General features: G+C 72.9%; 20 protein-coding genes. 4 read left to right on the top strand and 16 right to left on the bottom strand.

What is annotated here, in order from left to right:
• Positions 1-129: 129 nt before the first annotated feature.
• The 3 genes from AC07F3_RS05030 to AC07F3_RS05020 form a co-directional block, all read right to left on the bottom strand.
• A complete protein-coding gene (locus AC07F3_RS05030) occupies positions 130-1,125 on the bottom strand; it encodes an alpha/beta hydrolase (RefSeq protein ID WP_479110547.1) in 996 nt (331 codons plus the stop codon).
• A 277-nt stretch (positions 1,126-1,402) separates the two neighbouring features.
• Positions 1,403-2,884, bottom strand: a complete 1,482-nt coding sequence (locus AC07F3_RS05025) for a serine/threonine-protein kinase (RefSeq protein WP_479110546.1) — start codon at positions 2,882-2,884, stop codon at positions 1,403-1,405.
• A complete protein-coding gene (locus tag AC07F3_RS05020) occupies positions 2,881-3,693 on the bottom strand; it encodes an FHA domain-containing protein (protein WP_479110544.1) in 813 nt (270 codons plus the stop codon). Before AC07F3_RS05020 ends, AC07F3_RS05025 begins: the two co-directional genes overlap by 4 nt.
• A 377-nt stretch (positions 3,694-4,070) precedes the next feature.
• Here AC07F3_RS05020 and AC07F3_RS05015 point away from each other — a divergent pair, with 377 nt between their 5' ends.
• Positions 4,071-5,387 carry a cytochrome P450 gene (locus tag AC07F3_RS05015; protein ID WP_479110543.1) on the top strand — a complete coding sequence of 439 codons (1,317 nt, stop codon included), beginning with the start codon at positions 4,071-4,073 and terminating at the stop codon, positions 5,385-5,387.
• Positions 5,388-5,471: 84 nt separating this feature from the next.
• On the opposite strand, the gene AC07F3_RS05010 is transcribed toward AC07F3_RS05015, so the two are convergent.
• Positions 5,472-6,170, bottom strand: coding sequence for a L,D-transpeptidase (locus tag AC07F3_RS05010; protein ID WP_479110541.1), 699 nt, complete (start codon positions 6,168-6,170; stop codon positions 5,472-5,474).
• Positions 6,171-6,314: 144 nt separating this feature from the next.
• On the opposite strand from AC07F3_RS05010, the gene AC07F3_RS05005 reads away from it, so the two are divergent.
• Positions 6,315-6,989, top strand: coding sequence for a hypothetical protein (locus tag AC07F3_RS05005; protein WP_479110539.1), 675 nt, complete (start codon positions 6,315-6,317; stop codon positions 6,987-6,989).
• Between the two features lie 42 nt (positions 6,990-7,031).
• Here AC07F3_RS05005 and AC07F3_RS05000 read toward each other — a convergent pair whose 3' ends face one another.
• A complete protein-coding gene (locus tag AC07F3_RS05000; RefSeq protein ID WP_479110537.1) occupies positions 7,032-8,360 on the bottom strand; it encodes a right-handed parallel beta-helix repeat-containing protein in 1,329 nt (442 codons plus the stop codon).
• Between the two features lie 60 nt (positions 8,361-8,420).
• Between AC07F3_RS05000 and AC07F3_RS04995 the strand changes: the two genes are divergently transcribed.
• Positions 8,421-9,530, top strand: a complete 1,110-nt coding sequence (locus AC07F3_RS04995; protein ID WP_479110535.1) for a Dyp-type peroxidase — start codon at positions 8,421-8,423, stop codon at positions 9,528-9,530.
• A 58-nt stretch (positions 9,531-9,588) separates the two neighbouring features.
• On the opposite strand, the gene AC07F3_RS04990 is transcribed toward AC07F3_RS04995, so the two are convergent.
• From AC07F3_RS04990 to AC07F3_RS04980, 3 genes are all read right to left on the bottom strand, one after another.
• Complete coding sequence (locus AC07F3_RS04990; protein WP_479110533.1) at positions 9,589-12,447, bottom strand: SpaA isopeptide-forming pilin-related protein; 2,859 nt, start codon at positions 12,445-12,447, stop codon at positions 9,589-9,591.
• Between the two features lie 264 nt (positions 12,448-12,711).
• Positions 12,712-13,323 carry a DUF6817 domain-containing protein gene (locus tag AC07F3_RS04985; RefSeq protein WP_479110531.1) on the bottom strand — a complete coding sequence of 204 codons (612 nt, stop codon included), beginning with the start codon at positions 13,321-13,323 and terminating at the stop codon, positions 12,712-12,714.
• Positions 13,323-14,216, bottom strand: a complete 894-nt coding sequence (locus AC07F3_RS04980; RefSeq protein ID WP_479110529.1) for a ketopantoate reductase family protein — start codon at positions 14,214-14,216, stop codon at positions 13,323-13,325. Before AC07F3_RS04980 ends, AC07F3_RS04985 begins: the two co-directional genes overlap by 1 nt.
• A 212-nt stretch (positions 14,217-14,428) precedes the next feature.
• On the opposite strand from AC07F3_RS04980, the gene AC07F3_RS04975 reads away from it, so the two are divergent.
• Positions 14,429-15,331, top strand: coding sequence for a LysR family transcriptional regulator (locus AC07F3_RS04975; RefSeq protein WP_479110527.1), 903 nt, complete (start codon positions 14,429-14,431; stop codon positions 15,329-15,331).
• Between the two features lie 70 nt (positions 15,332-15,401).
• On the opposite strand, the gene AC07F3_RS04970 is transcribed toward AC07F3_RS04975, so the two are convergent.
• The 8 genes from AC07F3_RS04970 to AC07F3_RS04935 all read right to left on the bottom strand — a co-directional run bounded on the left by AC07F3_RS04970 (position 15,402) and on the right by AC07F3_RS04935 (position 25,773).
• The gene (locus tag AC07F3_RS04970; protein ID WP_479110525.1) at positions 15,402-16,151 is read right to left on the bottom strand and encodes a maleylpyruvate isomerase family mycothiol-dependent enzyme; all 750 of its coding nucleotides are present in this window, start codon (positions 16,149-16,151) and stop codon (positions 15,402-15,404) included.
• A 288-nt stretch (positions 16,152-16,439) separates the two neighbouring features.
• On the bottom strand, positions 16,440-16,976 hold the full coding sequence (locus AC07F3_RS04965) for a hypothetical protein (protein WP_479110523.1): 537 nt from the start codon (positions 16,974-16,976) through the stop codon (positions 16,440-16,442).
• Positions 16,973-18,424: a sensor histidine kinase gene (locus AC07F3_RS04960; protein ID WP_479110521.1), complete on the bottom strand. Its 1,452-nt coding sequence runs from the start codon at positions 18,422-18,424 to the stop codon at positions 16,973-16,975. Before AC07F3_RS04960 ends, AC07F3_RS04965 begins: the two co-directional genes overlap by 4 nt.
• A complete protein-coding gene (locus AC07F3_RS04955) occupies positions 18,421-19,119 on the bottom strand; it encodes a response regulator transcription factor (RefSeq protein ID WP_479110519.1) in 699 nt (232 codons plus the stop codon). The genes AC07F3_RS04960 and AC07F3_RS04955 overlap by 4 nt, the downstream gene beginning before the upstream one ends.
• A 124-nt stretch (positions 19,120-19,243) precedes the next feature.
• Positions 19,244-20,473, bottom strand: coding sequence for an acyltransferase family protein (locus AC07F3_RS04950; protein WP_479110517.1), 1,230 nt, complete (start codon positions 20,471-20,473; stop codon positions 19,244-19,246).
• Positions 20,474-20,487: 14 nt separating this feature from the next.
• Positions 20,488-21,333, bottom strand: coding sequence for an SGNH/GDSL hydrolase family protein (locus AC07F3_RS04945; RefSeq protein ID WP_479110515.1), 846 nt, complete (start codon positions 21,331-21,333; stop codon positions 20,488-20,490).
• 319 nt (positions 21,334-21,652) lie between these two features.
• Positions 21,653-24,250, bottom strand: coding sequence for a rifamycin-inactivating phosphotransferase (rph, locus tag AC07F3_RS04940; protein ID WP_479110513.1), 2,598 nt, complete (start codon positions 24,248-24,250; stop codon positions 21,653-21,655).
• Between the two features lie 470 nt (positions 24,251-24,720).
• Positions 24,721-25,773 carry a hypothetical protein gene (locus AC07F3_RS04935; protein ID WP_479110511.1) on the bottom strand — a complete coding sequence of 351 codons (1,053 nt, stop codon included), beginning with the start codon at positions 25,771-25,773 and terminating at the stop codon, positions 24,721-24,723.
• Between the last annotated feature and the right edge of the window lie 192 nt (positions 25,774-25,965).

Raw genomic sequence — 25,965 nt, 5'->3', positions numbered from 1 at the left:
CCCCTTCCTCTTTCCCCTCCCCCCTCCCCCGTCCATCCCTCCCCCCCCCCCCCCCCCCCCCCCCCCCCCCCCCCCCCCCCCCCCCCCCCCCCCCCCCCCCCCCCCCGGGCCCTGCCCGGTCGCCCGGCGCTACGCCTTGCGGAGCCGGCCGACGATGCCGTCGAGGTCGCGGATGAACAGGTCGGGGCGGACGAAGTGGCCGCCGGGCACCTCGTACCACTCGTGCGCGATGCCCGCCCGGTCGAGGTAGCCGCGCCACTCGCGCTGGGTCTCCAGGACGGCGGTCTCGTTGAAGGTGTCCCAGAAGGTGGGCTCGGGGCTGGTGCCCGCGACCATGAAGATCCGCTTGTTGCGGTAGCTCTCGACCCGCTCGCAGGGGTTGTCCATGCTGACCCGGTTCTGGTCCCAGGGAACGCCGTAGACGGTGCCGCCGTTCAGTTCGATCGCGGCGGAGGAGGCGTTCGCCCAGTGCACGACGCCGCCCGCGATGCCGCCGGCGTTGCCGCGCAGGCTGGCCGGGCCGGAGTGGGAGCTCACCGAGGCGAAGTGGCCCCAGTACTTGGCCGCGTACTTCAGCGCGCCGAAGCCGCCCATCGAGAACCCGGAGACGGCGCGGCCCTCGTACTCGCCGTAGGTCCGGAAGTTCGCGTCGATCCACGGGATGAGCTGGTTGATGTGGAAGCTCTCCCAGTTCCGCGGGCCCGCGAAGGAGGTGACCGGGTTGGAGTACCAGCCCGCGTGGCCGCCGTCGGGCATCACCACGATGAGCGGCTTGCCCGCCGTCCAGTCGCGGATGTGGAGGCGGTCGAAGGTGATGAAGTCCTGGTCGTTGCCGCCGCCGTGCAGCAGGTACAGGACGGGATAGGTGCGTCCGCTGGTGTGGTAGTCGTCGGGAAGCAGCACGTTGACGGCGGGCTGCCAGCCGATCTCGGCGGTCTGGAAGCGGTAGTACCACATGCGGGGATCGCCCTCGCCGCGGTCGACGATGCGCAGCCCGAAGCCGTCGTCGGCCGCGCTGGCCGCGGACGCCGTCGAAAGGACGGTCCCGGCGCCGAGGGCAACGGCGGCGGAGGCTCCGCCGACGGCCTTCAGAACATTCCTGCGGGAGGGGCGGTGCTCGCTCAACAGAACCTCCTGGTGGTGTGCGGCTCGTGTGCCGGGTGAGAGGGGGGCGCGGTCCGGGGGCCGGCGGTCCGCACGGTAGTCGCGGGGCCTCGGGTCCGGTATCCGGAACGATCCGGAGTGACGAGCGGGAGCATCCGCGATGGACTGAGCAGGCGCCGATGTTCCGCCGCCGTGCCCCCATTCCCCTTGCTGGGCACGGCAGTTGACAGCGGCGTAACGGGGGGGGAGGGCCTCGGACACCTCGGAGCGGTGCGGGTCCCCGGTGGGCCGGGGCCCCTCACCGTGCGGACGTGGTGGGAGCCGCGCAGTCGGGGACCGGCGGGCGGTCCTTCGTGCGCACGGCGGGCAGCCAGGCGGTGGGGTGTGCGGAGTCCTGCGGCAAGCGGACCTGGTACCAGTCGGCGGACTTCATGTCCGACTCGTCGATGATCACCATGCCGCGGCTGAACCGGCAGTCGACGGCGAGTTCGTCGCCGTCCCACACCCGGGTCGGTACGACGTTGTCGATGGTGTAGGGACGCGTGGGATCGATGGCGAGGCCGAGGCTGCACTGCGCTTCGCGGTCGTCGCGGCCCCGGCAGCTCTGCTCGGCGTTGAACACCCGGATCCGGCCGCCGGATCCATCCCGCGCACCGGACCCTCCGACGGGGGCGTCGCCCATGAGGTGCGGCCAGATCGTCGCGCCCACCGCGCACACGGCAAGGGTGACGACCGCGGCGCGCACCGCTCTGCGCCGGTCGGGCACCGGCTGCCGCGGGCGCGCGTCGTCGGTTCCGTCGGGCCGCCCTTCGCCGATGCGCGCCAGCAGGCTCTCGGCGGTGTGCTCGGCACGCGCGGCGTGCGTCGGGGCCAGGCAGTCGGCGGCCAGCGTCCGCCAGAACGGCGGCAGCGCGCCGTCCAGGCGCAGCGGAGCCCGCCCGTCGGCGTACTCCTGGGCCGCGGCGCCGCGGGCCATGGGAGTGGCCCCGGGGAACGGCGAGGCGCCGGAGGCGAAGAGTTCGTGGAGGGTGATGCCCAGCGCCCAGATGTCGGCGCTCGGCCGGACTTCGACGCCCTGCTCGCCGAGCGGCGCCTTCCAGCGCTCGGGCGGAAGGTAGTCGAAGGTGCCCATCGGAGGCGCGTACCCGTGGGTGCCGTGGGTGCCGGTCAGCCGCGTGACGAGCCCGAAGTCCGAGAGCTTCACCGAACCGTCCGCCATGAGCAGGATGTTGTCCGGCTTGAGGTCGCCGTGCACCCATCCACTGCGGTGCAGATGGGCCAGCCCCTCGCAGATGCCGGTGACCAGCCGGGCGGCCTCGGTCCCGGACACACCGGCGGTGAGCAGATCGCGCAGGCTGCGCTCGGCCCGCTCCATGACCAGCACGATGGCGCCGTCCAGGGACGGGTGGTCGGGTTCGCTGAGCACGACCGTGTCCAGGAGGCGGATCAGCCTCGGGTGGGAGGACCTGCGGCCGAACTCGACCTCGCGCCGGGCCGATTCGGCGACCCGGCGGGCCTGGCTCGGGGCCAGATCGGCGGTCGGCAGCACCTTGAGCGCCACGGCGTCCGCGGCCGCCCCGGGGCCGCCCTCGCCGTCCTCGACCGGGCGCCCGGCGTAGACCGTGGCCCAGCCGCCCGTGCCGATCGGCTCGGTGACCTCCCAGCGGCCCACGCGGTAGCCGCCCGGAAGGAGCTCCGTGCGGTCACTTCCCGAGGTGTCGGCCGGACCGTGCACCGTGTCCCCCTCCGGTCCTCCGCCCGCCGCCGAGCGCGGGTTCACGCCTCATCCCGCGGCCCCCGCTCCTGCGCCGTCGCCCCGGTCCGGGACGGCAGCAGCGCGAGGTGCTCCTCCCGTACGAGACCGAAGCGCAGCACAAGGCCGACGATCGCCTCGCGCTTGCCGTTGCGGCGGGCCTCCCTGCGGGGCCCGGACTCGGCGGGCGCGCTGATCCGCATCTTCTCGTCGGCCAGGTAGTCGATGTGCGAGCTGACCGCCCGCGCCGTGAGCCGCGCGCACATGGGATGCCCCTTGAGCCGTTCGACGATCTGCGGCGTGGTCGGCACCGCGACGGGCGACTCGTCCCGCAGCCGGGGCTCGCAGAGCGCGACGAGGATGAGGAAGTACAGGGCCGTCTCGTCCAGGGAGTACGCCGTGAGGGTGCGGCTCCCCCACTGACCGCCCAGGCCGTCCGGGTCCAGGTAGACGTGGTCCGGGGCGAACACCTGGAAGGAGACGGTGGTGTTGCGGCGGGTGGGCAGCACGACCCGCGAGAACTCGAAGGGGATGGGAGCCCCGGCCCGCCGCGGCGGAACCCGCAGATACTCCCCCGCACCCTCCGGGTTCTCCACGAGATAGCTCTGCGTCGTGCTGAGGTTGCTGAGCTGCCAGTGGTCGTCGGTCACCCGGATCTCCCCGGCGAGCCGGGAGATCGCCTCGTCGTCGAGGCGGAGTTCGACGGGGGTCGTCGCGGAGCCCCGCCCGAAACGTGCCACCTCGCCGGGTCCCAGGCGCAGCGTCACCGCGTCGCCCGACGGCTCACCCGCCGTCTCCCCCGTCGCCTGCGGCAGATAGATCACTACCCCGCTCACTGCCCCCTCCTCGCCCCGTGTCAGCGTTGCTCACTCGCTTCGAACGTTACACATCCTGACCATTGGTCAACTCCTGCTATCTGGCCGAATTCACCCCCTGCTCCAGGCGGGGCCTCCTACGCTCCGGCCCGGCTCCGGGCGGGTTTTCCGGCGGTGACGCCGTGGTGGCCCCCGCCCGTTTCCGGCGCAACGTCGTCCGTCACCGCCCCTCCGGGCGCCCGGTCGTCGACCAGAACGTTCCCGGTGCATCGGGGTCGAGGCCCCCGATCGCGCTCTTGTCCCGTACGGGCCCTTGAAGTTGGCTGTTCCACAGAGCGCGCGGAGGCGGGCGGGCGGGCCCGTCCCCCGATTCGACCCTTCAGCCATGAGGAGCCGCCATGAACATCCCCGGTCCCGAGCCCCGGACGGACGGCGGGGTCGGCGCCATCGCGGCCATGGGCGGACTGCACCACTACCAGCGGTGGCTGCACGCCGAGTACGGCCCCGTCGTCCGGTTCCAGCTTCCGGGCGCGGAGACGGCCGTGTCGATCGCGGACCCCGTCCTGCTGGAAGCGACGGCTCACCTCGACAAACGCCCCGAGCGGCTCTTCGCCTTCCTGGCCCCGCTGTTCGAGGCGGGCAACCTCCAGGTGCTGCCCGCCGAGGAGCACACCCCCTGGCGGCGTCTGCTGCTGTCCGTGCTCGCCGGACGCCCCTCCCACGAACGGCACTTCGCGCGCTTCACCGCACTGACGACCGCGCTCGCCGACCAGTGGGCCGAACGGGCCGGACGCGAGCCCGTGACCCTCCAGAAGGACCTCACCGCGCTCAGTCTGCGCATGATCTGCGCGTACGCGCTGGGAGGGGACGACGCGGCACCGGACGGTGTCATCAGCGCCTTCGAGGTGGTGCTCACCGAATACCTGGGGCGGCTCTACGAGGTGGCTGACCCCGACCCCGGGGCGGAGCGCGCCGAGCGGGCGACGGAGGCGCTCGCCTACCTGCGCGCGACAGTTGACCGAATCGTCGCGGAACACCGCTCGAACGGTGGCGCCGACCGCAGCGATCTGATCGGGGCGCTCGTGGCGGCGGGCGAGCGGCCCGCTCGGATCCGCGACACGGTCATGATGTCGCTCCTCGCCGCACACCACACGACCGGAGTGGCCGTCTCCTGGACCCTGCACCTGCTCGGCAACCACCCGGAGGTCGCCGAGCGCGTCGCCGGTGAGCTCGACGACGTACTCGGTGACCGCGCGGCGCCCGCCTACGCCGACCTGCGCCACCTCACCCACCTGGACATGGTCCTGAAGGAGTCGATGCGGCTCTGTCCGCCGGGCCCCTACGGTGCGCGGGAGACCGACGAGGCCATCGCCCTGGGCGACTACGAGATCCCGGCCGGGGCGACGGTCTTCTATCCGTTCTGGGCCCTCCACATGAACGCCGACCACTGGCCCGAGCCCGAGAGGTTCCGGCCCGAACGCTTCACCCCGCAGGAGGTGGCCAAGCGACCGCGGCTGGCCTACGTCCCCTTCGGGTTCGGGCCGCGCAGCTGCGAGGGCGCGGCCCTGGCCACGATCGAGGCCCAACTGGTCCTTGCCGTCCTGCTCAAGCGCTTCCGCTTCCGGCCCGTGCCCGGCCACGAGGTGACTCCCGTCGAACGGTTCGTCCTGTGGGCCGCCGACGACATCCGCATGACGGTGACCCCGAGGCGCTGACGGCGGCCTCCGCGGACGACAGCGGGCGGCCGAACCGTCATCGGATACGGCGCTTGGACGGACCGTGCCCCCGTGTGGGCTCCCTCACGTCGCCGGTTTGCGGCCCCAGACGTAGACGGCGTCACCGACGTCCAGCGTGTTCCACAGCCGGGCGGCGTCTTCGAGGCGCAGGTTGATGCAGCCGGCCGAACCACCGCCGTCGTACAAGTCGTTGTAGGTGCCGTGGAAGGCCTGGCCGCCGTCGAAGTACTGGGCGTACGGCATGGGCGCGTTGTCGTAGAGCTCCGAATGGTCGTCCACGCGGCGCTCGATGATCTCGTGCCACCCGGTCCGCGTCTGCTGCCCGAACCGGCCACTGCGGACCGGGACGGCTTCGAAGGTGACGCGGCCGTCCTGCTGGACCCACAGGAGTTGACGGGTCAGATCGACGCAGACGAGCAGGTCCTTCTGGCGGGGGCAGCGACCGTCCTTGTTCGGGGCCTTCCGCTCTTCCACGACCAGCGTGGTGCGGTACGTGCGGAGGTCTGCGCGGCCGTTCGCGGGCCGCACCCCGTGCTGCTCCTGGAAGGCACGGATGGCGAGGCAGTCCGCCTCGGACTGGCGGCCGTCCTGGGGCAGCCCCAGGTAGCGCTCCAGCTGCCACTGGTAGGGCCCGGTGTCCGCGTCGCAGGACGGCGGCGGGGAGGCCGACGCGCTCGCGGACGCCGAGACGGATATGAGGAACGGGACGGCGAGGAGGGTGACGAGGGCTCCGGAACGCCGGAGCCGCGGGGACACGCGCATGATCCTCCTTCGGGCCGGGCCCCCGTTCGGATTGCAGCACGACCGGACGTGCCGCGCGTCCCGGCGGGGCCGTCCGAGCCAACGTCGCTCCGCGGTGTCCGTGTCGCCTCCCGGTGGCGGCGCGGCCGGTGGTGTGCTGGCCGGGTGTGGACGAAACCATGGCCGACCGTCGCGGGCCTGGCCGCGTCGCTGCTCCTGACGCTGACCGCCTGCGGCTCCGACACCGCGGACGACGGGGCCCGGCCCGTCACCCAGGACGAGGCGCAGCAGCTGGCACTCGCCCGCTTCACGGCGTACGAGTCGAGCCCGCTGGCGGTGCGCGTCACTCTGGGATCCGGCGCCTCGGCGATCGAAGTGCGAGGCGTGGTCGACTACCGGGCGCACCGCGCCTCGGGCACCTATGCCGCGGCCGCGGCGCAGGGCGCGGTCGCCTGGGACCCGGCGGGGATCGCGGTGCGCCCGCGAACGCGGGGCGTCTCGGCAGCGCCCCGCTGGTCGCCGCGCGGCTACACCAGGGATCCGCTCGACCGCTGCCTGCGGCTGGTCCTGACGCTGGGCAGCGACCGCCCGGAGAACGCCCAGTTGTTGGCGCAGGCCGGGCCCCGGTGGCTGCGCGAGGAGCAGCTGAACGGCCGCGCGTACGCCGTCTTCGAAGGCCCGCACCCGCGCGGCGGGCCTTCCCGTCTGACGTACTGGGTCTCCACCGACGGCACCCTGGGGAAGGTGGAGGCGTCGCTGGAGGCAGGGGCGCCTCCGGCCTCGGTGGAGTTCCGGGCGGGCCCGAAGCCGGCCATGCCTGACGGACCCTGGACCACGTGATATCCCCCGGGTGGCTTGCCCCTGTGCGGCGGAGCGGTCCGGTCAGGCGGCCGGTAGCGGGTAGGCCTGCGGTGTGGCGGGCCCCGGCAGTCCGACGGCCGCGCGGGGCGGGGCGGAGGGCGCGCCGGTCATGGTCGGCTGGGCGGGCGGGGGCGGCACCCGCCGGAAGGAGAGGCCGGGCGGGGCCGTGGCGGGTGTGGGCGCGCCCGGACCGGGCAGAGAGGCGGCGGCGGAGCCGCACCCGGCCGCGTCGGCGAGACCGGTCGGCGAGGTGCTCTGCTCGGCGTTGGAGGCGAAGCAGTTGTCCGCCACCCCCGCCGCGGCCAGGACCAGGTCGGTGCCGTTGGAGGCAACCCGGTTGGCGGAGACGGTGTTGCGGGCCACCGGGTAGCCCTGGACGTCGGACAGCAGGAACCCCGCGCGGACGTTGCCGCTGACCAGGTTCCGCTCGAAGCGATTGTCCGTGCCGCCTCCGACGCCGATGCCGATGCCGTAACCGCCGTCGGCTTGTTCGGGGCTGGCCGCGTCGTTGTTGTCGGTCACGGCGTTCCCGGCGAACACCGCCCGGTGCTGGGGCCCGAGCGCTTCCAGGTCATTGGAGTTGACCGTCACGCCGACCCGGTTGCGCCGGGCGGTGTTGCCGAGGAAGTAGAGGTCCTCGGAGGCGTTGGTGACCTCGATGCCCACCGCGTTGTGCTCGACGGTGTTGGCGCGTACGACGGTGTTGCAGGGGCGGCACTGGCCGACGTAGATGCCGGAGTCGGCCTGGCCCGAGGCGTAGGAGTGGTCGATGAGGCCGTCGCGCGCGTCGAAGGCGTAGATGCCGTACAGAGCGTTGTTGTGGGCGGTGACGTAGGAGGCGCGGAAGCCTCGGAGCGGTGGGAAGGCGCGGGGATCGAGGCGCGCGTAGCCCGCCCCTCCCGCTCCGGCGGACTGCCGCGCACGGTCGGTGACGCCGGTGAGCAGCACGCCGTTGGCGAGGTGGTTGCGCACGGTGAGGTTCTCGACGGCCGAACCCGCTCCGGTGACCGTGATCCCGTTGGCACGCCGGAACTCTCCGTCGATGACGGTGGAGTTGCGGTCCGCGCCGCGCAGCACGACGCGGGGCGTGGCGATCAGGACGCTCTCCCGGTAGACGCCGGGCGCGACGAGGACCATGTCACCCGGATGGGCCGCGTCCGCGGCCCGTTGGATGGTGGGGTACTCGCCCGGCACGCGCAGCACCGAGGCAGGGCCTCCGGCCGGGCGCGGGTCGTCGGTGCCCGGTGCGGCGCAGCTCACCGCCAGGAGCACACACAAGGCCGCGAGCACGGCACGAAGGACTCTCGACGAGGGGCCCAGGAGCTTGGGCGTGGAGGTGGGGAATCGCATGGGCACAGGTGTATCGTGCCGATCCCGTTCCTGACGAAATGCCCTGCTTTGTATGATGAGTTGAACGGCCTCGGACTCCGGCGGCGCACGGTGCTTGCCGCGCTCCCGGCCGCCTGCGCACTGACCGGCTGCGAGGCCGCCCCCGCCCGTACGGGCGCCCCTGCCGCAGGCGCACCCGCGCAGGGGCCGGCCCGCCAGCGGGGCGTGAGCGACCCCCAGCCCCCGTACGCCCTGGTCGCCTCCTACGACCTGACCCCGGCCACCCGCGGCGCCTCGGGCCGGACCGCGGTGCGCCGCCTCCTCTCCCGCTGGACTGCCCTCATCGGTGGTGCCGAGCCGGGATCGACCACGACCGTGGGCATCGGTCCCGGACTGCCTCCACGGCTCGGCGTCGCCTCCCCCGAGGCGCTGCGCGAGCTGCCCGCCTTCCCCGGCGACGAACTGGACGGCACCGCAGGCGGTGGCGAGGTCGTGGTGCAGGTCTGCGCGCGTGACCAGCGGTCCTGCGAGCGCCTCGCGGCGGTGCTCGCACACGCGGGCTCCGGGGTACTGCGGCCACGCTGGCGCCAGGCGGCGTTCCTGCCGCAACCACCCGCGGCCGGGACCGGCGCGGGCGAGACCCCGCGCAACCTGCTCGGCTTCAAGGACGGCACCGCCAACCCGACCGCCGAGGAGCGCGAGCGCTGGGTGTGGCTCGGCGGTCCGGGCCGGTACGCCGGTGGCACCTTCCTCGTCGTACGCCGGATCAGGCTGGCCGTCGAGGAGTTCGGACAGCTCCCCCTGGCCCGGCAGGAGCGGATCATCGGCCGGCGCAAGGAGGGCGGTGCGCCACTGAACGGGGGCGCCGAACACGACGACCCCGACCTCTACGCCAAGACGCCCGAAGGCGGTTACGTTCTTCCCGCGGACGCCCATGTGCGCCTCGCCCACCCCCGCTTCGACGGCGGCGCGCGGATGCTGCGCCGGGGGTACTCCTACGACAACGGGCCCACCGACCGGGGCCTGCTCTTCCTGGCGTACCTGAACGACCCGGATCTGTTCGTCCGGGTGCAGCGGCGTCTCGCGGCGGCCGACGCCCTCAACGGGTACGCCACACACTGGGGTTCGGCCCTCTTCTACGTGCTGCCGGGCGCGGCGCCGGGCCGGGACCTGGGCAGCACGATCCTCTAGGAATCCGGGAGGGGTGAGCGCGGGTCCGGCCCGCGCTCACCCCTCTTCGGCTGCCGGCCTACTTGCCCTTCGGGGGCTCCCCTCTGGTGTTGTCGCGCACCACCTCGACGCCCTGGGCCGCGTTGGCCTCGGTCACGGTGTACGGGCCGGTGACGGCGAGGTCGGGCCTGCGGTACCCCTCCGGCACGGCCGACTCGTACAAGTAGTACTGACCCGGCGGGAGTTGGCTGAAGACGCACCGTCCGTCCTCGTCGGTCGCGCAGCCGGCGCCGACCTTGGTGTCGAGATCGCCGCCCTCCCGCTGGAGTCCCGGACGGCCATTGGTCTCGCGCCACAGCTCGAAGACCGCGCCCTCCAGCGGGTCGCCGGTGGCGGCGTCCTTCTTGAGCAGCTCGATCCGGCCCAGTACGGCGTGGTCGGCGGCGTCGAGAGTGACTCCCTCCGATGCGTTGTCCGCCGTCAGTTCGACGGGGCCGAAGATTGCGGGGGCGGGCAGCGCATAGCCCGCGGGCGCCGCCGTCTCCTGCCAGTAGTACGTGCCCGGGGGCAGGCCCGTCGTGTGGCAGGCTCCGTCGGCCGGAGTCGTGCAGGGGCCGCCCACGCGGGTGTCCTGGGCGTCGCCGGTCGTCTGCAGCCCCGGGCGGCCGTTGGTCTCGCGCCAGAGCTGGAAGACGGCTCCGGCGAGGCGTTTCCCGGTGGCGGCGTCCTTCTTGACGACGCTCAGACTGCCTTCGGGCGGGAGGTGGTAACCGGCGTCGTGCGTATGGTCGTTGTGACCCGCGTCCCCGGTCGTCAGGGTGTCGATCTGAGTCCTGGGATCGGGGTTGGAGTCGATGGAGCGGTTGGATCCGCGCTCCTTGGCGGTGGGAACCAGATCGGCCGGCTTCGGCTTCTCCGGGATGCCGCTGGTGTCGGCGGTGAGGACGTCGAACTTGATCTGGTAGGCCGTGCGCGGCTTCACCTGGAAGTAGTACTCGCCGCGGCTGTTGGTACGGGTCGTCCGGAGGACCTTGCCGTCCTTGTCCATCAAGGTCACGGTGGCTCCGGGGATGGGCTCCTCCGTCGGGCCCTGGATGCCGTCCCGGTCCCGGTCGAACCAGACCCGGTTGCCGATCTGCACGGGTGCCTCGTCGCAGAGGAGTTCCAGGTCACCGAGGCCCTGGGCCTTTCCGAACGAGCCCACGCCACCGTCGACTTCGTAGTCGCCCGAGCCCGCTCCCGTGGTGTTGTCGAACTTGCGCACCCCGCCGGTGAAGATGTTGGTCGGGTCGACGATGGTCGCCACGGTGTGGGTGAAGCGGGGAGCGAACGCGAGGCCCCCCTGCACCGACTCGGCGAGCTGCCCAAGGGTGGAGTCGCCGTAGTAGTACTCCTTGACCCCGTCCTGCTGGGGCGGGGCGCTGCCGTTCACGAAGTGGTTGGGGCACTCGGGCCCCTCGCTGTCCCACACCCAGCCGTGCGCGGTCCTGCACACCCGGGTGATGTCGCCCATCGCCGGGAACAGTGAGCGCTGGGCGGTGTCGGTGCTGCCCTCCGGGGCCAGCGCCTCGTACCCGGCCTGGTCGCCCAGGCGGTCGCGGAAGCCCAGGACCATCGAGCCGTCCCGGTCGAAGACGATGTCGGACAGGATCGGCCCGGGGAAGTTGGCCTGGAGGAACCACTTGTGCGGGTCCCAGGTCTGCAACCACGGCCGCCAGGCGGTGTCCCCCTTGACCGACGCATAGCCCATGCCGCGCTCGTAGTTGAGGTCGTGGGAGACCACCGTGCTGAAGGTGGTTCCGGACAGCTTCAGTACGTACGCGCGCAGGTCCGTGCTCTTCTGGGAGGACTCGGCGCTGCACGTACCGCCGACGTAGAGCGCTCCGTCGTGGATGCCCAGACCGTACGGACGCCAGTCGTCGGGGCCCGTCGGACAGCCGGGGTCGGGGATCGCGATGACCTGCTTGGCGGTGGCCGGTGCCTTGCCCGGCGCCGCGCCCGTCACGTCGTACGCGTACAGGCTCTTGGCCTTGAGGCCGACCGCGTACAGCGTGCGGCCGTCCTCGGACAGGTCGAGGTCGCCGAGGCCCTCCTTGCCGACCGCGTTGTTGATCTCCATGCTGTCGCGCGTGAGGTCCGTGGAGTGCACCGCCGTGCCCGCGTTCGGGACGGTCGCGAACAGGGAGGTCTGCTTGGTCCTGCGGTCCACCAGGTAGATTCCGCCGGGGCCCGCGGGTCCGTACGGGACGAGGCGCTTGGTGAGGGCGCCCACGAAGAGCTGGTCGGTGTCCCGCTTGTGCGCGAGGCCGTAGGTGGCGCCGATCTTGTCGAACGTGGCCTCGTCGGTCGGCGGCGGAGCGTCGCCGGTCCTGTCGTAGGGCCACGACACCAGCGCCTTGGTGCCGACCTTGCCGATGCCGTCCTGCCGGTTGCAGGGCGTGGCGAGGTCGGGGTTGGCCTGGCAGTAGTCGGCCGGGTTGTGGACACCCGTGACGACCTCGGCGTTCTTGCCGCCCCTCACGTCGACGAACTCGACGAGCGACGACAGCGAGGGCGCGGGACCGCCCGCCTGGGCGGGCTGGAGGTACGGCTTGTCGGGCGGGATGACGGCCTCCGCCCGGTAGCGGCCGCCCGTCAGGCCGAGTGCGGAGGGCGCGAAACGCGCCTTGCCGTCCGCGCCGGTGGTGACCGTGACGACATGGCCCGAAGCATCGGTCAGCGTCACGGGGATGCCGGGTTCGCCCACTTCGAGGGCGGGGGTCCAGCTGCCGTCGGAGTCGACGTCCCGCACGACGGTGACCGTGACGTTGCCGTCGATGCGTTCGGCCTGCGCGACGGGCGCCGCGGCCCCGAACAGGGACGGCGCCGTCAGCAGCAGTGCGGTGCCCACCAGTCGGCCGCGCTTTCGCCACGGCGGGACACCCGATGGAATTCTCATTTCCCTCATTTCCGCGATCGGCAGGAATGACCTGTGCGAACGCGGCGAATGATCGTCCACCCCGGGGCGACGCGAACCCCCACGAAGGCAGGTGCCGAACCAACCTCACCCGCCTGCTCCATCGCCGCCACCCGTTCAGGGTCCTGATCCCGGTCGCGGCGCCCGCGCGCGGGCATGAGGGCCTGGGGCCTCCTGCCCCTCGGCCGGTTGACCGATGTCGGCCGTGGTCAGGACCGGGTGGTTCAGGGAGGCCGTCCGGATCACCTATCCCGCGTCGGGTGCGTACCGGCCGAGTTGTTCGGCGCAGGCGTCCCACGCCGCCGGGGAGAGCCGGGCCCGTGCGCGGGTGAACAGCCCGTACAGGCCTGGGCCGTAACGGTCGGCGAGATCGGCGTTGTGGGCCAGCACGTCGAGTTCGTTGGCGGCCGTCAGGTCGAGGAAGGCGTGGACGTCCGCCTCCGGCGGGGTGTGTTCACGGCCCGTGAAGCGGTCCCGGAAGAGCAAGGGGCCGCCGTCGGCCAGGCGCGGATACACGGCGTCCCGGTCGCAGCTCGCGTAGAGGTGGACCAGGGCTTCGGCGCGTTCGCCGATCAGGTCCGCGACGAGGGCGCGCTCGGTGGTTTCCGCAAGGGCCTGGGCGAATCCGTCGGTCCCGTACACCGCGTGGCACAGGCCCGCGGCCCGCACATCCGGGTCCGTCCCCCAGGCGCCGAGGAGGTTCGCCACCCTGATCAGGTGGTCGAGAAGGGTTCCGCCGGGGTGGGCCGTCTCGCCCGCGCCCCGGGCGCGCAGGAACTCCTCGGCCGCGGGCCACGCCGTCGTGGCGCCCGGGGCGCCTCGCGCGGGGCCGTCCTCGGGCGGGGCGATCGGCCGCATCAGGCCCCCTGGGGGAACGCGCGAGCCACCTCGGCCACCAGCCGTGCCGTGGCCGGGGTCCCGACGCCGTGGGCGGCGCCCGCGCGCAGGACCGCGCCGCCGATGGCATCGAGTTCGAGCGGGCGTCCGGCCTCGGCGTCGCGCTGCATCGAGGACCTCATGGCGGGCGGCGCCCCGTCGAAGAGCCTCAGCACGGCGTCGGTCGTCACCGATGTGCCCGCGGCGCGCGCCACGGCGGTGATCTCGTCGACCACGGCGAGGAGTTCGGGACGCCGGTCGCCGCGTACGGTCCCGACGTCGGCCCGATGGCGCGTGGTCAGCAGGGCGAACGGGGCCAAAAAGGCGAGCTTGTCCCAGAGCATCGCGGTCTCGTCGTCGCGCAGGACCACACCGAGGCCGGCCCCGCGCAACTCGTCCGCGAACTCGCCGAGCGGAGCCGCCAGTTCGATGTTGGTGAAGGGACTGGTGTGGCTGATGCGCCCCGGAGCGGTGCGCGTCGCCTCGACCTTGATCGTGCCCGCGACGACCCGGGCCGACGGGTAGCGCTCACGCAGTACGGCGAGGTGGTCGAGCCCGTTGAGCATCGGGATCACGATCGCGCCGCCGAGTACGGCGGCCGGGACGCGGTCGAGCGCCTGGTCCAGAGCCGTCTGCTTGACGGTGACGAAGACGGCGTCCACCGGTTCGCGCAGTTCGGTGTCGGCGTTCACCGCCGCGGTGAAGTTCCCGAACTGCGCGCTCTCGATGTGCAGACCGTCCCGGGCCAGCGTGCCCGCGGTCTCCTCACCGGCCAGGCAGATGACACGGTGCCCGGCGCGGGCGAGCAGCCCGCCGATCAGGCCTCCGACGCCGCCCGGCCCGAGGATGGCCACCGTCAGCTTGGTTGTGGACACGTGCGCTCCTGTCGTTCTGGGAAGACCTGGGCGAGGGGGCGGGGTGGCCCCGTGAGGCGGGTCGACACCCGCCGGCCGTTCTCCGCGTCCGGATCGCGGGAAACAGCCGGCGGGTTGCCGCCCTGGGCCCCGCACCGATGGTCACGCATGCCGGAAACCCAAGTCAATCCATGGGTTTGCTGGCAAACACCCAAGCGATACCTTGGGCCACCATGACTCTCGACGATCTCCGTGTCTTCACCGCGGTCTGCCGGGCGAGCTCCTTGAGCGCGGCCGCCCGCGAGTTGTCCTGTACGCAGTCCGCGGTCAGCCAGCATGTGAAGCGGCTTGAGCGCGAGTTGGGCCTGAGCCTGCTCGAACGGCACACGCGCGGCGTGGCGCCGACCCCGGCCGGGCGCGTGCTGAACGCGGCGGTCACCGAGGGCCTGGGATGCATCGACGACGCGCTGCGCCGCATGGAGGAGACGGCACGGGCGGACGGCGGTTCGGTGCGGGTCACCACGGGAGCCACGACGGTCCGGCACTTCATGGCCGCGGCCGTGGTCGACTTCCGGCGCCGCTTGCCCCGGGCGAGCCTCGCCTTTCAGACCGAGACCTCCAGTCGCGGCTGCTTCGACGCGCTGGCCGCGGGCGGTGTGGACCTCGCCTGGATAACCCTGCGGCCCGCGACGCGCGCCATCGAGCAGCATCCCGTGGTCGAGCTGCCCTGGTCGCTCGCCGTCTCCGCCTCCGACCCGCTGGCCGCCAAGACCTCGCTGGAACCGGCCGACCTGCAGGACGCCCGGCTGATCGGGCTTCCGGAGAACTCGACCTCCCGCCTCCAACTCGGCTCCTGGCTGGCCGAGTCCGGGATCCGGCCGGTGTTCGACACCAGCGTCACCGATTGGGACACCGCGATCCTGCTGGCGGAGCTGGGGCTGGGGCACGCCGTCGTCCCGGCCCTGCCCGCCTGGACCGGCCCCGGCCACCCGGACCTGCGGCTGATCCCGATCCCCGCGCTCCCGGCGCTCACCGCGGGCTGGGCGGTGCGCCGCTGGGACGACCTCTCCCCCCTGGCCCGCGCCTTCGCCGAGATGGTCGCCCACCACTGCGGCGCGCAGACCGGCCTCGGTTAGGTACCCGAGGCAGAGCGGCCCGCTCGTGTGCGAGAGCCGCCTGGCGAACCCAACGCCCCATCCCTGCCGGTCAGTTCCAGCCAGGTGCGGGTGGGAGTGGCCACTTCGGCGGGGTGGGCAGGGGGAGGTCCCGGTGGAGCCGCGGGCTCGTGCCGCGTCCGGCGAGCCAGGAGAGCACGGCGTGGCCGGGGCCCGTGACGGTGGGCCCGTTCTCGGCGAGTACCCAGGAGCGGCCGAGGTCCTCGGCGTCGACGCGGGCGACGGGGAAGCGGCGGGCGGCGAGGGCGGCAAGCGTGCCGTCGAGCGCCCAACCGACGTAATCCGCGGGCCAGTTGGCGGACGTGTAGCCGAGGTTCAGGTCGACGTGGTGGGTTTCGAGTTCGCGTCGGCAGCGGTGCAGGGTGAACCAGGCCGGGTGCCGCCAGCCCGCGAGCGCGGAGACCAGGGTGGCCCAGCGTGCGACGGGCAGGGACGCCGCCTCGTCGAGGAGTCGGTCCAGGCTGACGCGGAGGTCGCTGACAAGCTCGGGAGCGCCGCGCCCGGCGCCTTCGGCGAGCGCCCGCTCCAGCGTGGCGGCGTCGGCGCGCGGCCCGGGCTCGGTGCCGGTCCGGGCGAGGGTGAGCAGCCACCGGTAGACGTCGGCGCTGCGGGCGAGGTGGGTGATGACATGGCCCCGGCTCCAGCCGTCCAGCGCCGATGCCTCGCGGGCCTGGAGGTCGGTCAGGGGGGCGAGCGCGGCGGTGAGACGCGCGGCCGAACCGCGTACCGCGTCCAGAAGACGCGCCGCCTCGGCCGCGGTGATGGCGATGTGGTCGGACACAGGCGCTTACTTTACGGGCCTTCCCGGGGACGGCTCCGAGGCGTGGGTGCGTCTTCTTCACGCCGGGGGAGGAGCCACCTGCCACCCCTACGCACCCGCCCTGCCTCACAGGTGCGGCACCCGAAAGGCAGCCCGCCCGCGCATCGAAGGTGCGGCCGTCGCCGAGCCGCGCATCCAGCTTCTTGGCCAGGTCGATCGGCGGTCCGTCTTCACGGCCCGGTCCACGCGGTGCGGCTCGTCGCAAAGCCGCCCGCGGAAGTAGGCGCGGTCGCCCGGGGGCACGCATCGCTACGACGGGCTCGGGACCGGGATGACGTTGCCGGCGGCGTTGCAGCGTACGGTCCAGGTTCCCGGGGTGTGCGCCTCGTGCACCCGTACGTCCACGGCCGGGGGCTGTTTGCCGCCGGGCACTTCGGCGCCGGCGGCCGTGCAGACGAGCTGGGTGACGCCCAGGCCGCCTCCGTTCATCTGCGCCACCGGCACCGGAAGGTAGAGGTCCACCGCACCCGCTCCGGCCGTCGCGGTCGGGCGGCCGGGCATGGCGGGGACCTCGGTGATCAGGCCGCGGGCCCGTTCCGCCGCATCGGGGCCCGCCAGGAGCAGGTCGAGCGCCTGCTGCGGGCCGGCCGGGGACTTCACGCGGCGTGCGACGGCCTGCACGCCGAAGGGACTGACGAAGTACACCTGGGCGTAGTAGTACGCGCTGCCCGGGTGGCGCAGGCCCGAGGCCGGCGGCCCGGCCGGCTCCGGGCCGGTGGCGCCGATGCCGCAGCCCGCCACGGACGCCGCGAGGAGGGCCGTGAGACCGATGACGGGGCGCCTCATGACGGCTCCTCTTCCGGGGTGGTGACCGGCAGGGTCAACGTGAACACCGCTCCCCCGCCAGGGGCGTTGGCGGCGCTCAGGGTGCCGCGGTGCAGGTGTGCGTTCTCCGTGGCGATGGCGAGCCCGAGGCCGCTGCCCTCGGACCGGGTGCGCGCCGCGTCGGCCTTGTAGAAGCGCTCGAAGACGTGCGGCAGGACGTCCTCGGCGATGCCCGGGCCGCGGTCGGCGACGTCGATGACGAGGCTCTTCCCGATCACCCGGGCCCGCACGGTGACGGGTGGCGCGCCGTGCCGCAGGGCATTGGCGATCAGGTTGGCCAGGACGACGTCGATGCGGCGGGCGTCGACCCGCACCCGTACGTCGGGCTCGGGGAGGTGGGTGACCACCTGCTCGGGCTCGCGCCAGCCCCGCAGATCGAGCGTCTTGCGCACGAGGGTGCGCAGTCCCACGTCGTCGAGGTGGAGCGCCGCCGCGCCCGCGTCGAAGCGGGAGATCTCCATGAGGTCCTCGACCATGCGGGCGAGTTTGCGGGTCTCGTCGCTGATGAGGAGGACCGCGTCGGCGGTGTCCGGGGGCAGTTCGCCGGAGTGGGCGTCCTCGTCGAGGGCGTCGGTGACGGCGGCCATCGCGGCGAGCGGGGTGCGCAGTTCGTGGGAGACGTCGGCGGCGAACCGGCGCGCGTTGGCCTCCATGCGGCGCAGTTCCGCGTCGTCCCGCTCCAGTGCCGTGGCCATGGTGTTGAACGTGCCGGTCAGTTCGGCGAGTTCGTCCTTGCCGGTGACGGCGAGCCGGGTGTCGAGCGCGCCCGCGGTGATCTTCTCGGCGGCCGTACGCAGCTGCCGTACGGGGCGCAGCACCCGGCGGGCCGCGAACAGCGCGGGGACGGCCGCCAGCGCGAGCGCCGGGATGGCACCGGCCCAGGCCGCGGTGATCAGGTCGGAGATGTCGGCCTGTTCGGCGCGGAGGGTGAGCGCGGCGTAGACGACGAGGCCCGAGGGCTCCCCGGCCTGGCCGCCCCGGGCGTCGTAGGCGATGGGCATGGCGATGACGAGGCGGGGACCCGGGGGCTGGTCGGTGCGCTCGTACACGGCGGTGTCGCACCGACGGACCTCCGCGCGCAGGGCGGTGCTGATGGGGTTGGCGGTGCCGATGGGCGGCCCGTCGTCGCGGGAGACGGCGGTGGTCCAGCCGCGGGCGCCGCCGACCCGGTCCAGTTGCTGCGAGAGGCCGCGCAGGTCGGCGTCCGTGGGCTCGGGCGGCAGGTTCGGCGCCAGCGAGTCGACCTGGAGCCGCAGGTCGTGCACCGCCGCGTTCTGGGTGCGCTGGAGGATTCCGGCGCGGGCCTGGCGGAAGGTGAGGGCCGCGGTGATCAGCGCGCTCAACGCGGCGACCAGCAGGAAGGCCACGACCAGGCGCGTGCGCAGCCCGCGCGCCCGGGCGAACCTCACGCGGGCACCGGGCCGAAGCGGTAGCCGAAGCCCCGTACGGTCTGCACGTAGACGGGGTGGCGCGGATCGTCCTCGATCTTGGAGCGCAGCCGCATCACGCAGGCGTCGACCAGGCGCGCGTCACCGTAGTAGCTGTGCTCCCAGACGTCTTCGAGGAGTTGGCGGCGGCTGAAGGTCTGTTCCGGCGCGCCGCTGAGGAAGAGCAGCAACTTCAGCTCGGACGGTGCGAGTTGGAGGACCTCGTCGCGTTTGCGGACGCTCAGCGCGCTGCGGTCGATCTCCAGCTCCCCCACGACGGCCGGCCCGGAGCGCACATCGACGTCGGCCTGCGAAGGGGCGACGCGGCGCAGCACCGCCCGCATCCGCGCCTCGATGAGCGCTCCGCTGGCGGGCTTCACCACATAGTCGTCCGCGCCCGCCTCCAGGCCGACCACGACGTCCATGTCGTCACCGCGCGCGGAGAGGATCACGATGGGGAGCTGGCTGGTCTCGCGGATGCGCTGGCACACTTCCAGGCCGTTCATCCCCGGCAGCATGAGATCGAGGAGCACCAGGTCCGGCTTGAACGCGGCCAGCGCCTCCAGGCCGTCCTCGCCGGTGCCGACCGCCTCCGTCTCGTGCCCGTAGCGGCGCAGCCCGAGGACGACGCCGCGGCGTACGGCCGGATCGTCCTCGATCAACAGCACGCGCGTCATGAACCAGGTCCCTTCGCCGGGGAATGCGCACACAGGGCAATAACGGTACGAATACTGCCGCACCGTCCTCGCGGTGCCGGTCACCGCCGCCGTTTTGGCGGGGCCGGCACCGCGACGGTGGGGTTCAGCGCAGTTGCTGGAGGTCGACGGTGCCCGCGCCGGGGGCGGGAACGGGGATCAGCCCCCACAGGGCCGCCGCGATCACCACCAGGGCCGCCACCACGACCAGGCCGCGGTGCCCCCGCGCCCAGCCCGAACGGAACCGGACCGGGTCCTCGACGAGCCGCTTCGTCGCGGCCGCGGCGGCGAGGGAGACCGCGATGGCGACCGCCGTGCCGCCCCAGTCCCCCAGCGCGGACAGGCGGGGCAGCAGCAACAGGTAGACGGGCCAGTGCCACAGGTACAGGCTGTAGGAGAGCTCGCCCAGACGGCGGGGCAGAAAGCTCCCCAGGACCCGTGCCGCGTGGGTGCCCGGCACCTGCGCGATCACGGTGATCAGTACGGCGGCGACCAGGGAGTGGAGGAACAGGCCGCCCTTGAAGAGCAGCGGCGCCTTCTCGCCGTCGGTCACCGTCCAGGCCACCGCGAGCCCGGCCACCAGCACCGGGCAGAGGACGTCGGCCGCGCGGCGCGGCATCCTCGCGGCGAGGCCGCGCACCGGCGCGGTCGCCGCCAGCGCACCCAGCAGGAGCGCGACGGCCCGCGTGTCGGTGCCCTCGTAGGCCCGGGTGGTGTCCACCGCGGCGCCGAGCGTGACCATCAGGGCGAGCGAGGCGAGGACGCCCGCACCCGCCAGGACGGCCACCGTCCGCTGCGGGTGCCGGCCACGGGCCGCGATCATCACCACCAACGGCCAGAGCAGGTAGAACTGCCATTCAACGGCGATGCTCCACAGATGCGCGAAGACGCGGGTGTCGGAGGCGTTCCAGTAGCCGATCTGGTCGGTGATGTAGTGCCAGTTGACCGCCTGGGCCGCGACCCACGGCAGGTCACCGAGGGCGAAGCGCAGCTGCTCGACGGTGCCGAGGGCCCAGGTGAGAGACACGGTCACCACCACGACGACGACCAGTGCGGGCATCAGGCGCCGGGCGCGGCGGACCCAGAACGCGCCGAGCGCGATCCGGCCGCCCCGCTGTACGGAGCCGAGCAGCAGCCCGGTGATCAAGAACCCCGACAGGACGAAGAAGAGGTCCACCCCGAGGAAGCCGCCGCTCAGGTGCCCGGCGTGGAACAGCAGCACGGCGGCGACCGCGCAGCCGCGCAGCCCGTCGAGGGCGGCGATGTGGGCGCGGCCGCCCGCGCGCGGCGCACGGTGACGGGCCCCGGGGGCGGGCGCGAGCGACAGAGCAGGCATGGGTGCGTGTCCCGTCAGCTGCCGCACTTGAGGTTGCCGTACCGGGCGTCGCCGGTCCACGCGCCCTTGGCCCAGGTGTCCACGGTCGCGGGCGTGAACCCGGCCTCGCGCCCCAGCTGCTCGCTGAACCACTTGGCGAAGGCGGCGGCCCCCTGCTGGCAGTTGTGGATGCCGTCCGAGGAGCGCTGGGCCTTCGCCGCACCGGCGTCGGTGCCCCACAGCGACGAGGAGTCGAGGAAGACGGCCGCCCCGCCGCTGCTCCTGGCGGTTTCCTCCGCCGCCTTGGGGGCGGTGCGCATCTGCGGCTCGTGCTGCTTGTAGAACTCGTCGATCTTGATGGGCGGGGCCGCCACGAGGACGAGTTTCGCGCCCGCGTCCTTGGCCGTTTGGGCGAGCTTCCCGTAGGCGGCGCGCTGCTTGTCCTGGGGACCCCAGTCGTAGGTGGTGACCTGGTACGCGATGACGGTGGGCCGGAACGACCGGATGTCTTGGGCCAGTTGCTTCCAGGTGTCCCCGGAGATCTTGCCCGTGATCTCGTCGCCGCCGTCGACGACCGTGCCGCCGCCGTCGGAGGACGCGTCCTTGAAGTCGACCCCGCTGGCCTTCAACGCCGCTCCCACGGCGGGGGCCTCGGCGCCGGCGATGGAATCGCCCACCCACAGCACCTTCGTGCCGTTGCCTGCCGCGGCCGCCTTGCCGGACGCCGCGGCCTGGTCCTGCTGCCCGGAGTCCTTGCCCTGCCCGCCGCAGCCGACCAGAGCGACGCCGAGCACGGCGGCGACGGCTGTCGCGGTCGCGGCGCGGGAGACGATGCGGCGGGTGGGGGCGGGGCCGGTCGAACCGGAATGGTTGCTGTTCATGTCCCCATCACAACAGCGCCCACCAGGCATTACGCCGTTCGTCATCATTCGCTCACACAACACAAGAAGAGCTGTCAAAGAGCGGTGACCGCCGCGCCCGCAGGCCCTGAGCCACCGCTCGGGACCGGCACGGCCAGGGTGCCCGGCGCCGGTCCGCCGCGCACCGAGGCCGCCCCGTTCACACGCCCCGGGAAGCGGTGGTTCAGGTCGGCGATCCGCACGCCTGCTCGACCTGGTCGCGTCCTGGATCCCTGACGCCCCATGGCCGTGCGGCACAAGGGAGTTGGAGGCGCCGGACGGGGCCTGCGGGCATGACCAGTCAGGACAGGATCTCGACGTACCCGTCGGTGCCGTGCACGCGGATCCGCTGGCCGTCCCGAATGCGCCGGGTGGCACCCTCCACCCCCACGACGGCCGGCAGCCCGTACTCCCGGGCGATCACCGCGCCATGGGTCATCAGCCCGCCCACCTCGGTCACCAGGCCCGCGATCCCGACGAACAGCGGCGACCAGCTCGGATCCGTGAAGGCCGTGACCAGGATGTCGCCCGCTTCGAGATCCGCCTCCGACATGTCGAGGACGACACGCGCCCTGCCCTCGACGGCCCCGCCGGAAACGGCCAGGCCGATCAGGGCGTCGGCCGGTGCGTCGTCCCGCCGGTACGCCCCGGTCAGGGCCTCACCGTCCGATGTGAGCACCCGGGGCGGCGTGAGCGCCTGGTGGGACCTGAACGCGTCCCTGCGCTCCTGGACCAGCCGCTGATCCACCTGGTGAGAGCGCACGGCCTCGTGGAACTCCTGGAAGGTGAGGTAGAAGACGTCCTCCTTCTCGGCGACCACGCCTACCCGCACCAGGCGCTCGGCCTCCGCCAGCAGGGCCTTCTTGTAGACGAAGTAGCGGCTGATGATGCCGTACTTGGGATACTCCCGGTACCCGATGAAGGTGCGGACGCGGTCGATCATCCGCTTGGTCTCGTCGGCCTTCTGCTCGCCGTCGGGCAGTGCCCGCAGGCGCGACAGCACGTCCTGTTCCTTCTCCCACGCCTTCTGCCGCCCCTGCTCGAAGCGCCGCTCGGCGGCGCCCGGCCCGAAGTTCCTGACGTTGTCGAGGATCACGGGCACCAGGGTGGTGGGGCGCTCGCTCCAGCGCGGCCTCGTGATGTCGATCTCGCCGACGCACCGCATGCCGTACCGGTGGAGGTAGCCCGTGATGGCGTCGCGCGCTTCGCTCCCGCCCGGGAGCTCGGCCAGGGCGTCCAGGAAACTCTCGTCCTCGACGCCCTGGAGGAACGCCACCACCTCGGGCCACGGGCGGATCGCGTCCGCGACGTCGAGCAGCGCCAGTCCCATCTCCGACGTGACGTTGTCGGGAGCGGAGAGGGTGAGGGTGTCAGCCGCGTTCTTCTCGCCCAGCCACTCCTCCAGCTTGTCGTTGAGCCACCAGGTCGCCTCCATCCCGGCCATGATCACTTGCATGCTCAACGGGTCGCCGAGCACCCGCTTGTGCTCCTGGAAGGCCTCGGTCAGGAAGTCGAACAGCGCCGGTCCGGACATGGTCCCGATCTCGCGTTCCAGGGCGGCGACGGACGCCTCGCTGCGCTCGATCAGCTCGGTGACGATGGCCGGATCGGTCTCGATCGGGGCGGCCGCGCCCCGGGCCGGCGGGCCTGAAGGGCTCGGGTCGGGGCGCGACGGGACGAAGTCCTCGCGTTCCAGAACCGTCTCCAGCGCGTCCCGGACCAGTGGATCGCCCCTCCCCACGAGGTCGAGCAGGGCGGCACGGGAGCCGGGCGCGGCCAGGCGCGCGGTGACGTCGACGAAGAGCCTGCCGCCCGCCTCGTGCATCGGTGCCATGGCCGTCAGCAGCCATACCGAGAGCCCCAGGGGCCGCATGGCGTCGGTCATCATCTGCTGATGGCCGACCGAGACGTACACGTGGTTCTCGTCGTCGCCGATCTCCGGGACGGGGAACAGCGTCGTGATCGGCCGGCTCTGGACGATCCGGAAGTCGTCGTCGACCAGACACCATTCGATGTCCTGCGGGCGGCCGAAGTGCGCTTCGATTTGTCGCCCGATCCCCACCAGCCGCACGGCCTGCTCGTCCGTGAGGGCCGGGTGCTCCTGATGCCCCGCGTCGATCGCCACTTCGCGCGTGCCGCCGCTCGGCACAGCGTGCACGGCACGCTTCTTGGCGGAGATCGTCCGGGCGACGACCTCGCCGTCCCGCACCTTGAAGACATCCGGGTTCACCAGACCGGAGACCAGCGCCTCGCCGAGTCCGAACCCGGCGTCCACCGTGGCGACCGTCCGGTTGCCCGTCACGGGGTCGGCCGTGAACAGGATTCCGGCCGCGTCCGGGAAGACCATCCGCTGCACGACCACGGCCATGTGGACCGTACGGTGATCGATGCCATGGCGTCGGCGGTAGATGACGGCGCGCTCGGTGAACAGCGAGGCCCAGCACCGGCTGATGTGCCGGAGGATCTCCGTCGGCCCCATCACGTTCAGGTAGGTGTCCTGCTGGCCCGCGAACGAGGCCGTCGGCAGGTCCTCCGCGGTCGCGCTCGACCGCACCGCGCATGCGGCCTCCTCACCGAGCTGGGCGAGCGCGGCGGTGATCGCCTCCACCAGATCGCCCGGCATGACGATGTCCTCGATGATCCGGCGGATCTCCGCGCTCAGCGTGCGGACCGTCTCCTGATCGTCCGGGTTCGAGCGCGCCAGCGCATCGAGGCGGTCCTCGATGGACGGCTCGTGCGCCATGACCCGCCGGAAGGCGTCCGTCGTCACGCAGAAGCCGTCCGGCACGCGAATGCCCTCGATCCGCGACAGCGCGCCGAGGTGTGCGCCCTTGCCGCCGACGGCCGCGGCCTGCGACTCGTCGACGTCCCTCAGGTCCACCACGTACTGCTCACTCACTGCGACACCTCCGAGGCGGCCCTGCTCCGTCGTACCGCGCCGGTGGATCGAACCACCGGCGTCTCCCCATCCGTCGAACCCGTCGAGCCCGCCCTCGTCCCCGCGGACGCGGCGGCCGCCCGCTCCGCCCTCCCGGACGGACCGCGCCCCCGCACCCCAACGTGCGCCTGCCCCACCGCGGGCTCGACGTCACCGCGTCCCCGGTAGGTCCTCCGCACCAACATCACACGCAAGTCGTGCCCCTCATTTCCGCCGGTTGTGGCATCGGCCGACGATTGTGCGCCCTGACCGGGGCCTTGCGGCAAGCCCCCCAGCGCGCTATAAGTTGAGAGTGGCAAGGAGAGGAAGTTCTCCTTGCCTTTGTTTTTGCCCCGCCGCGGGGCCTCCCGGGCGCGAACCGACCGCCCCCGCGCGCGGGGTTCCCGTCCACCACCGGCGGTGGCAGTGGCAAACCGCGGCCGTTGAACGGCTCAGGCCTGTGCGCGCTGTGCCGGGACGCGGCCCAGCTGGGCCGAGAGTACGTAGAGCAGGGCCAGGCTGATCAGCCAACCGGCCACCGCGGAGAACTGGTTGATCGTGAACTTGAAGGCCTGACCCAGCAGGAGGTCCACCAGAAGGGCGGCGCGCAGGGTGCGCAGGGCCGCGCCCCGGTCGCGGCGCAGCAGGGCCGTCCCGCGCACGGAGAGGACCAGCGATGCCAGGGAGCAGGCGAGGGCTCCCGCGACGGCCGTCCACTGGGTCTCGCCGGCGAGGCCGCCCGTGAGGCCGTCGACCGCGATGGCGACCAACAGGAGCGCTGCCTGAAGGGTCGCGCCCCACGCGGCGACGTGGACGAGTGGCCGCGTGCCGGACACCCGGGCCGCCACCCACGCGCGGGTACGCCGGGCCGCCTCGTGGTGCGGGGCGGGACGCCTGGCCGGGCGCTCGGGCACCGCTTCGAGGACGGCCGCGAGCGCCGCGTCCAGCGCGGTGGCCGGACCGCCCGAGCCGCGCAGGCGGCGCAGCGCACCGTCCCTCTCCTGCGGGGTCAGTCCCGTCAGGACACCGTGCAGCGCGGTGTCCGCGGCCGCCGCCGAGCGGGCCGTGCCGGTGCCCGCCTCCCGGTCCGTACGCCCGCGCCGCGCGACCCGCCAGGTGAGCCCGGTCAGGGCGACGAAGGACAGATAGATGAGCCCCGCGGCCGGACGGTAGAAGTAGCCGTCGACGGAGACCAGTTTGCCCACCTCGTCGATGAACAGGCCGAATCCGATGCCACCGATCAGCGCTCCTCGCCGCCGGGAGGCGAGACCCGTGAAGACGAGCATGACCAGGAGCCCGGCCAGCATCAGCAGGCCGCCCCACAGCATGTGGGCGATGTGCAGCCCTCCGTGGCCCGCCCCGCCCCCGAGCTTCGGGTAGTGGGTGAAGGCCAGGAAGGCGCGGGTCACCAGCACGGTGGCGACACCGACGAGCACGAAGAGCCGCAGGTGCGCCGCGGCACTCTCCGTACGCAGGAAACCGCGGGTCAGAGTCGTTCGGGGCATGCTCCGAGCCTCGCCCACGCGCATCGCCCGCTCCAGGGGGCCAGCCCCCCCCTCTCGCCCACGGGCCGGCCCCCGGCGACGCCGGTGCGGCCACGTACCCGACGGGGTGGAGCTGCCTACCCCCGCCGCTCGGCGGACGCGGCGAGGAGGGGTGGGCCGGGGGCGGGCGGAGACTCCGGGCGGGTCTGTCCG

The organism is Streptomyces sp. NPDC045846 (assembly GCF_056431605.1).
This window is presented reverse-complemented; position numbering and strand designations above follow the sequence as displayed.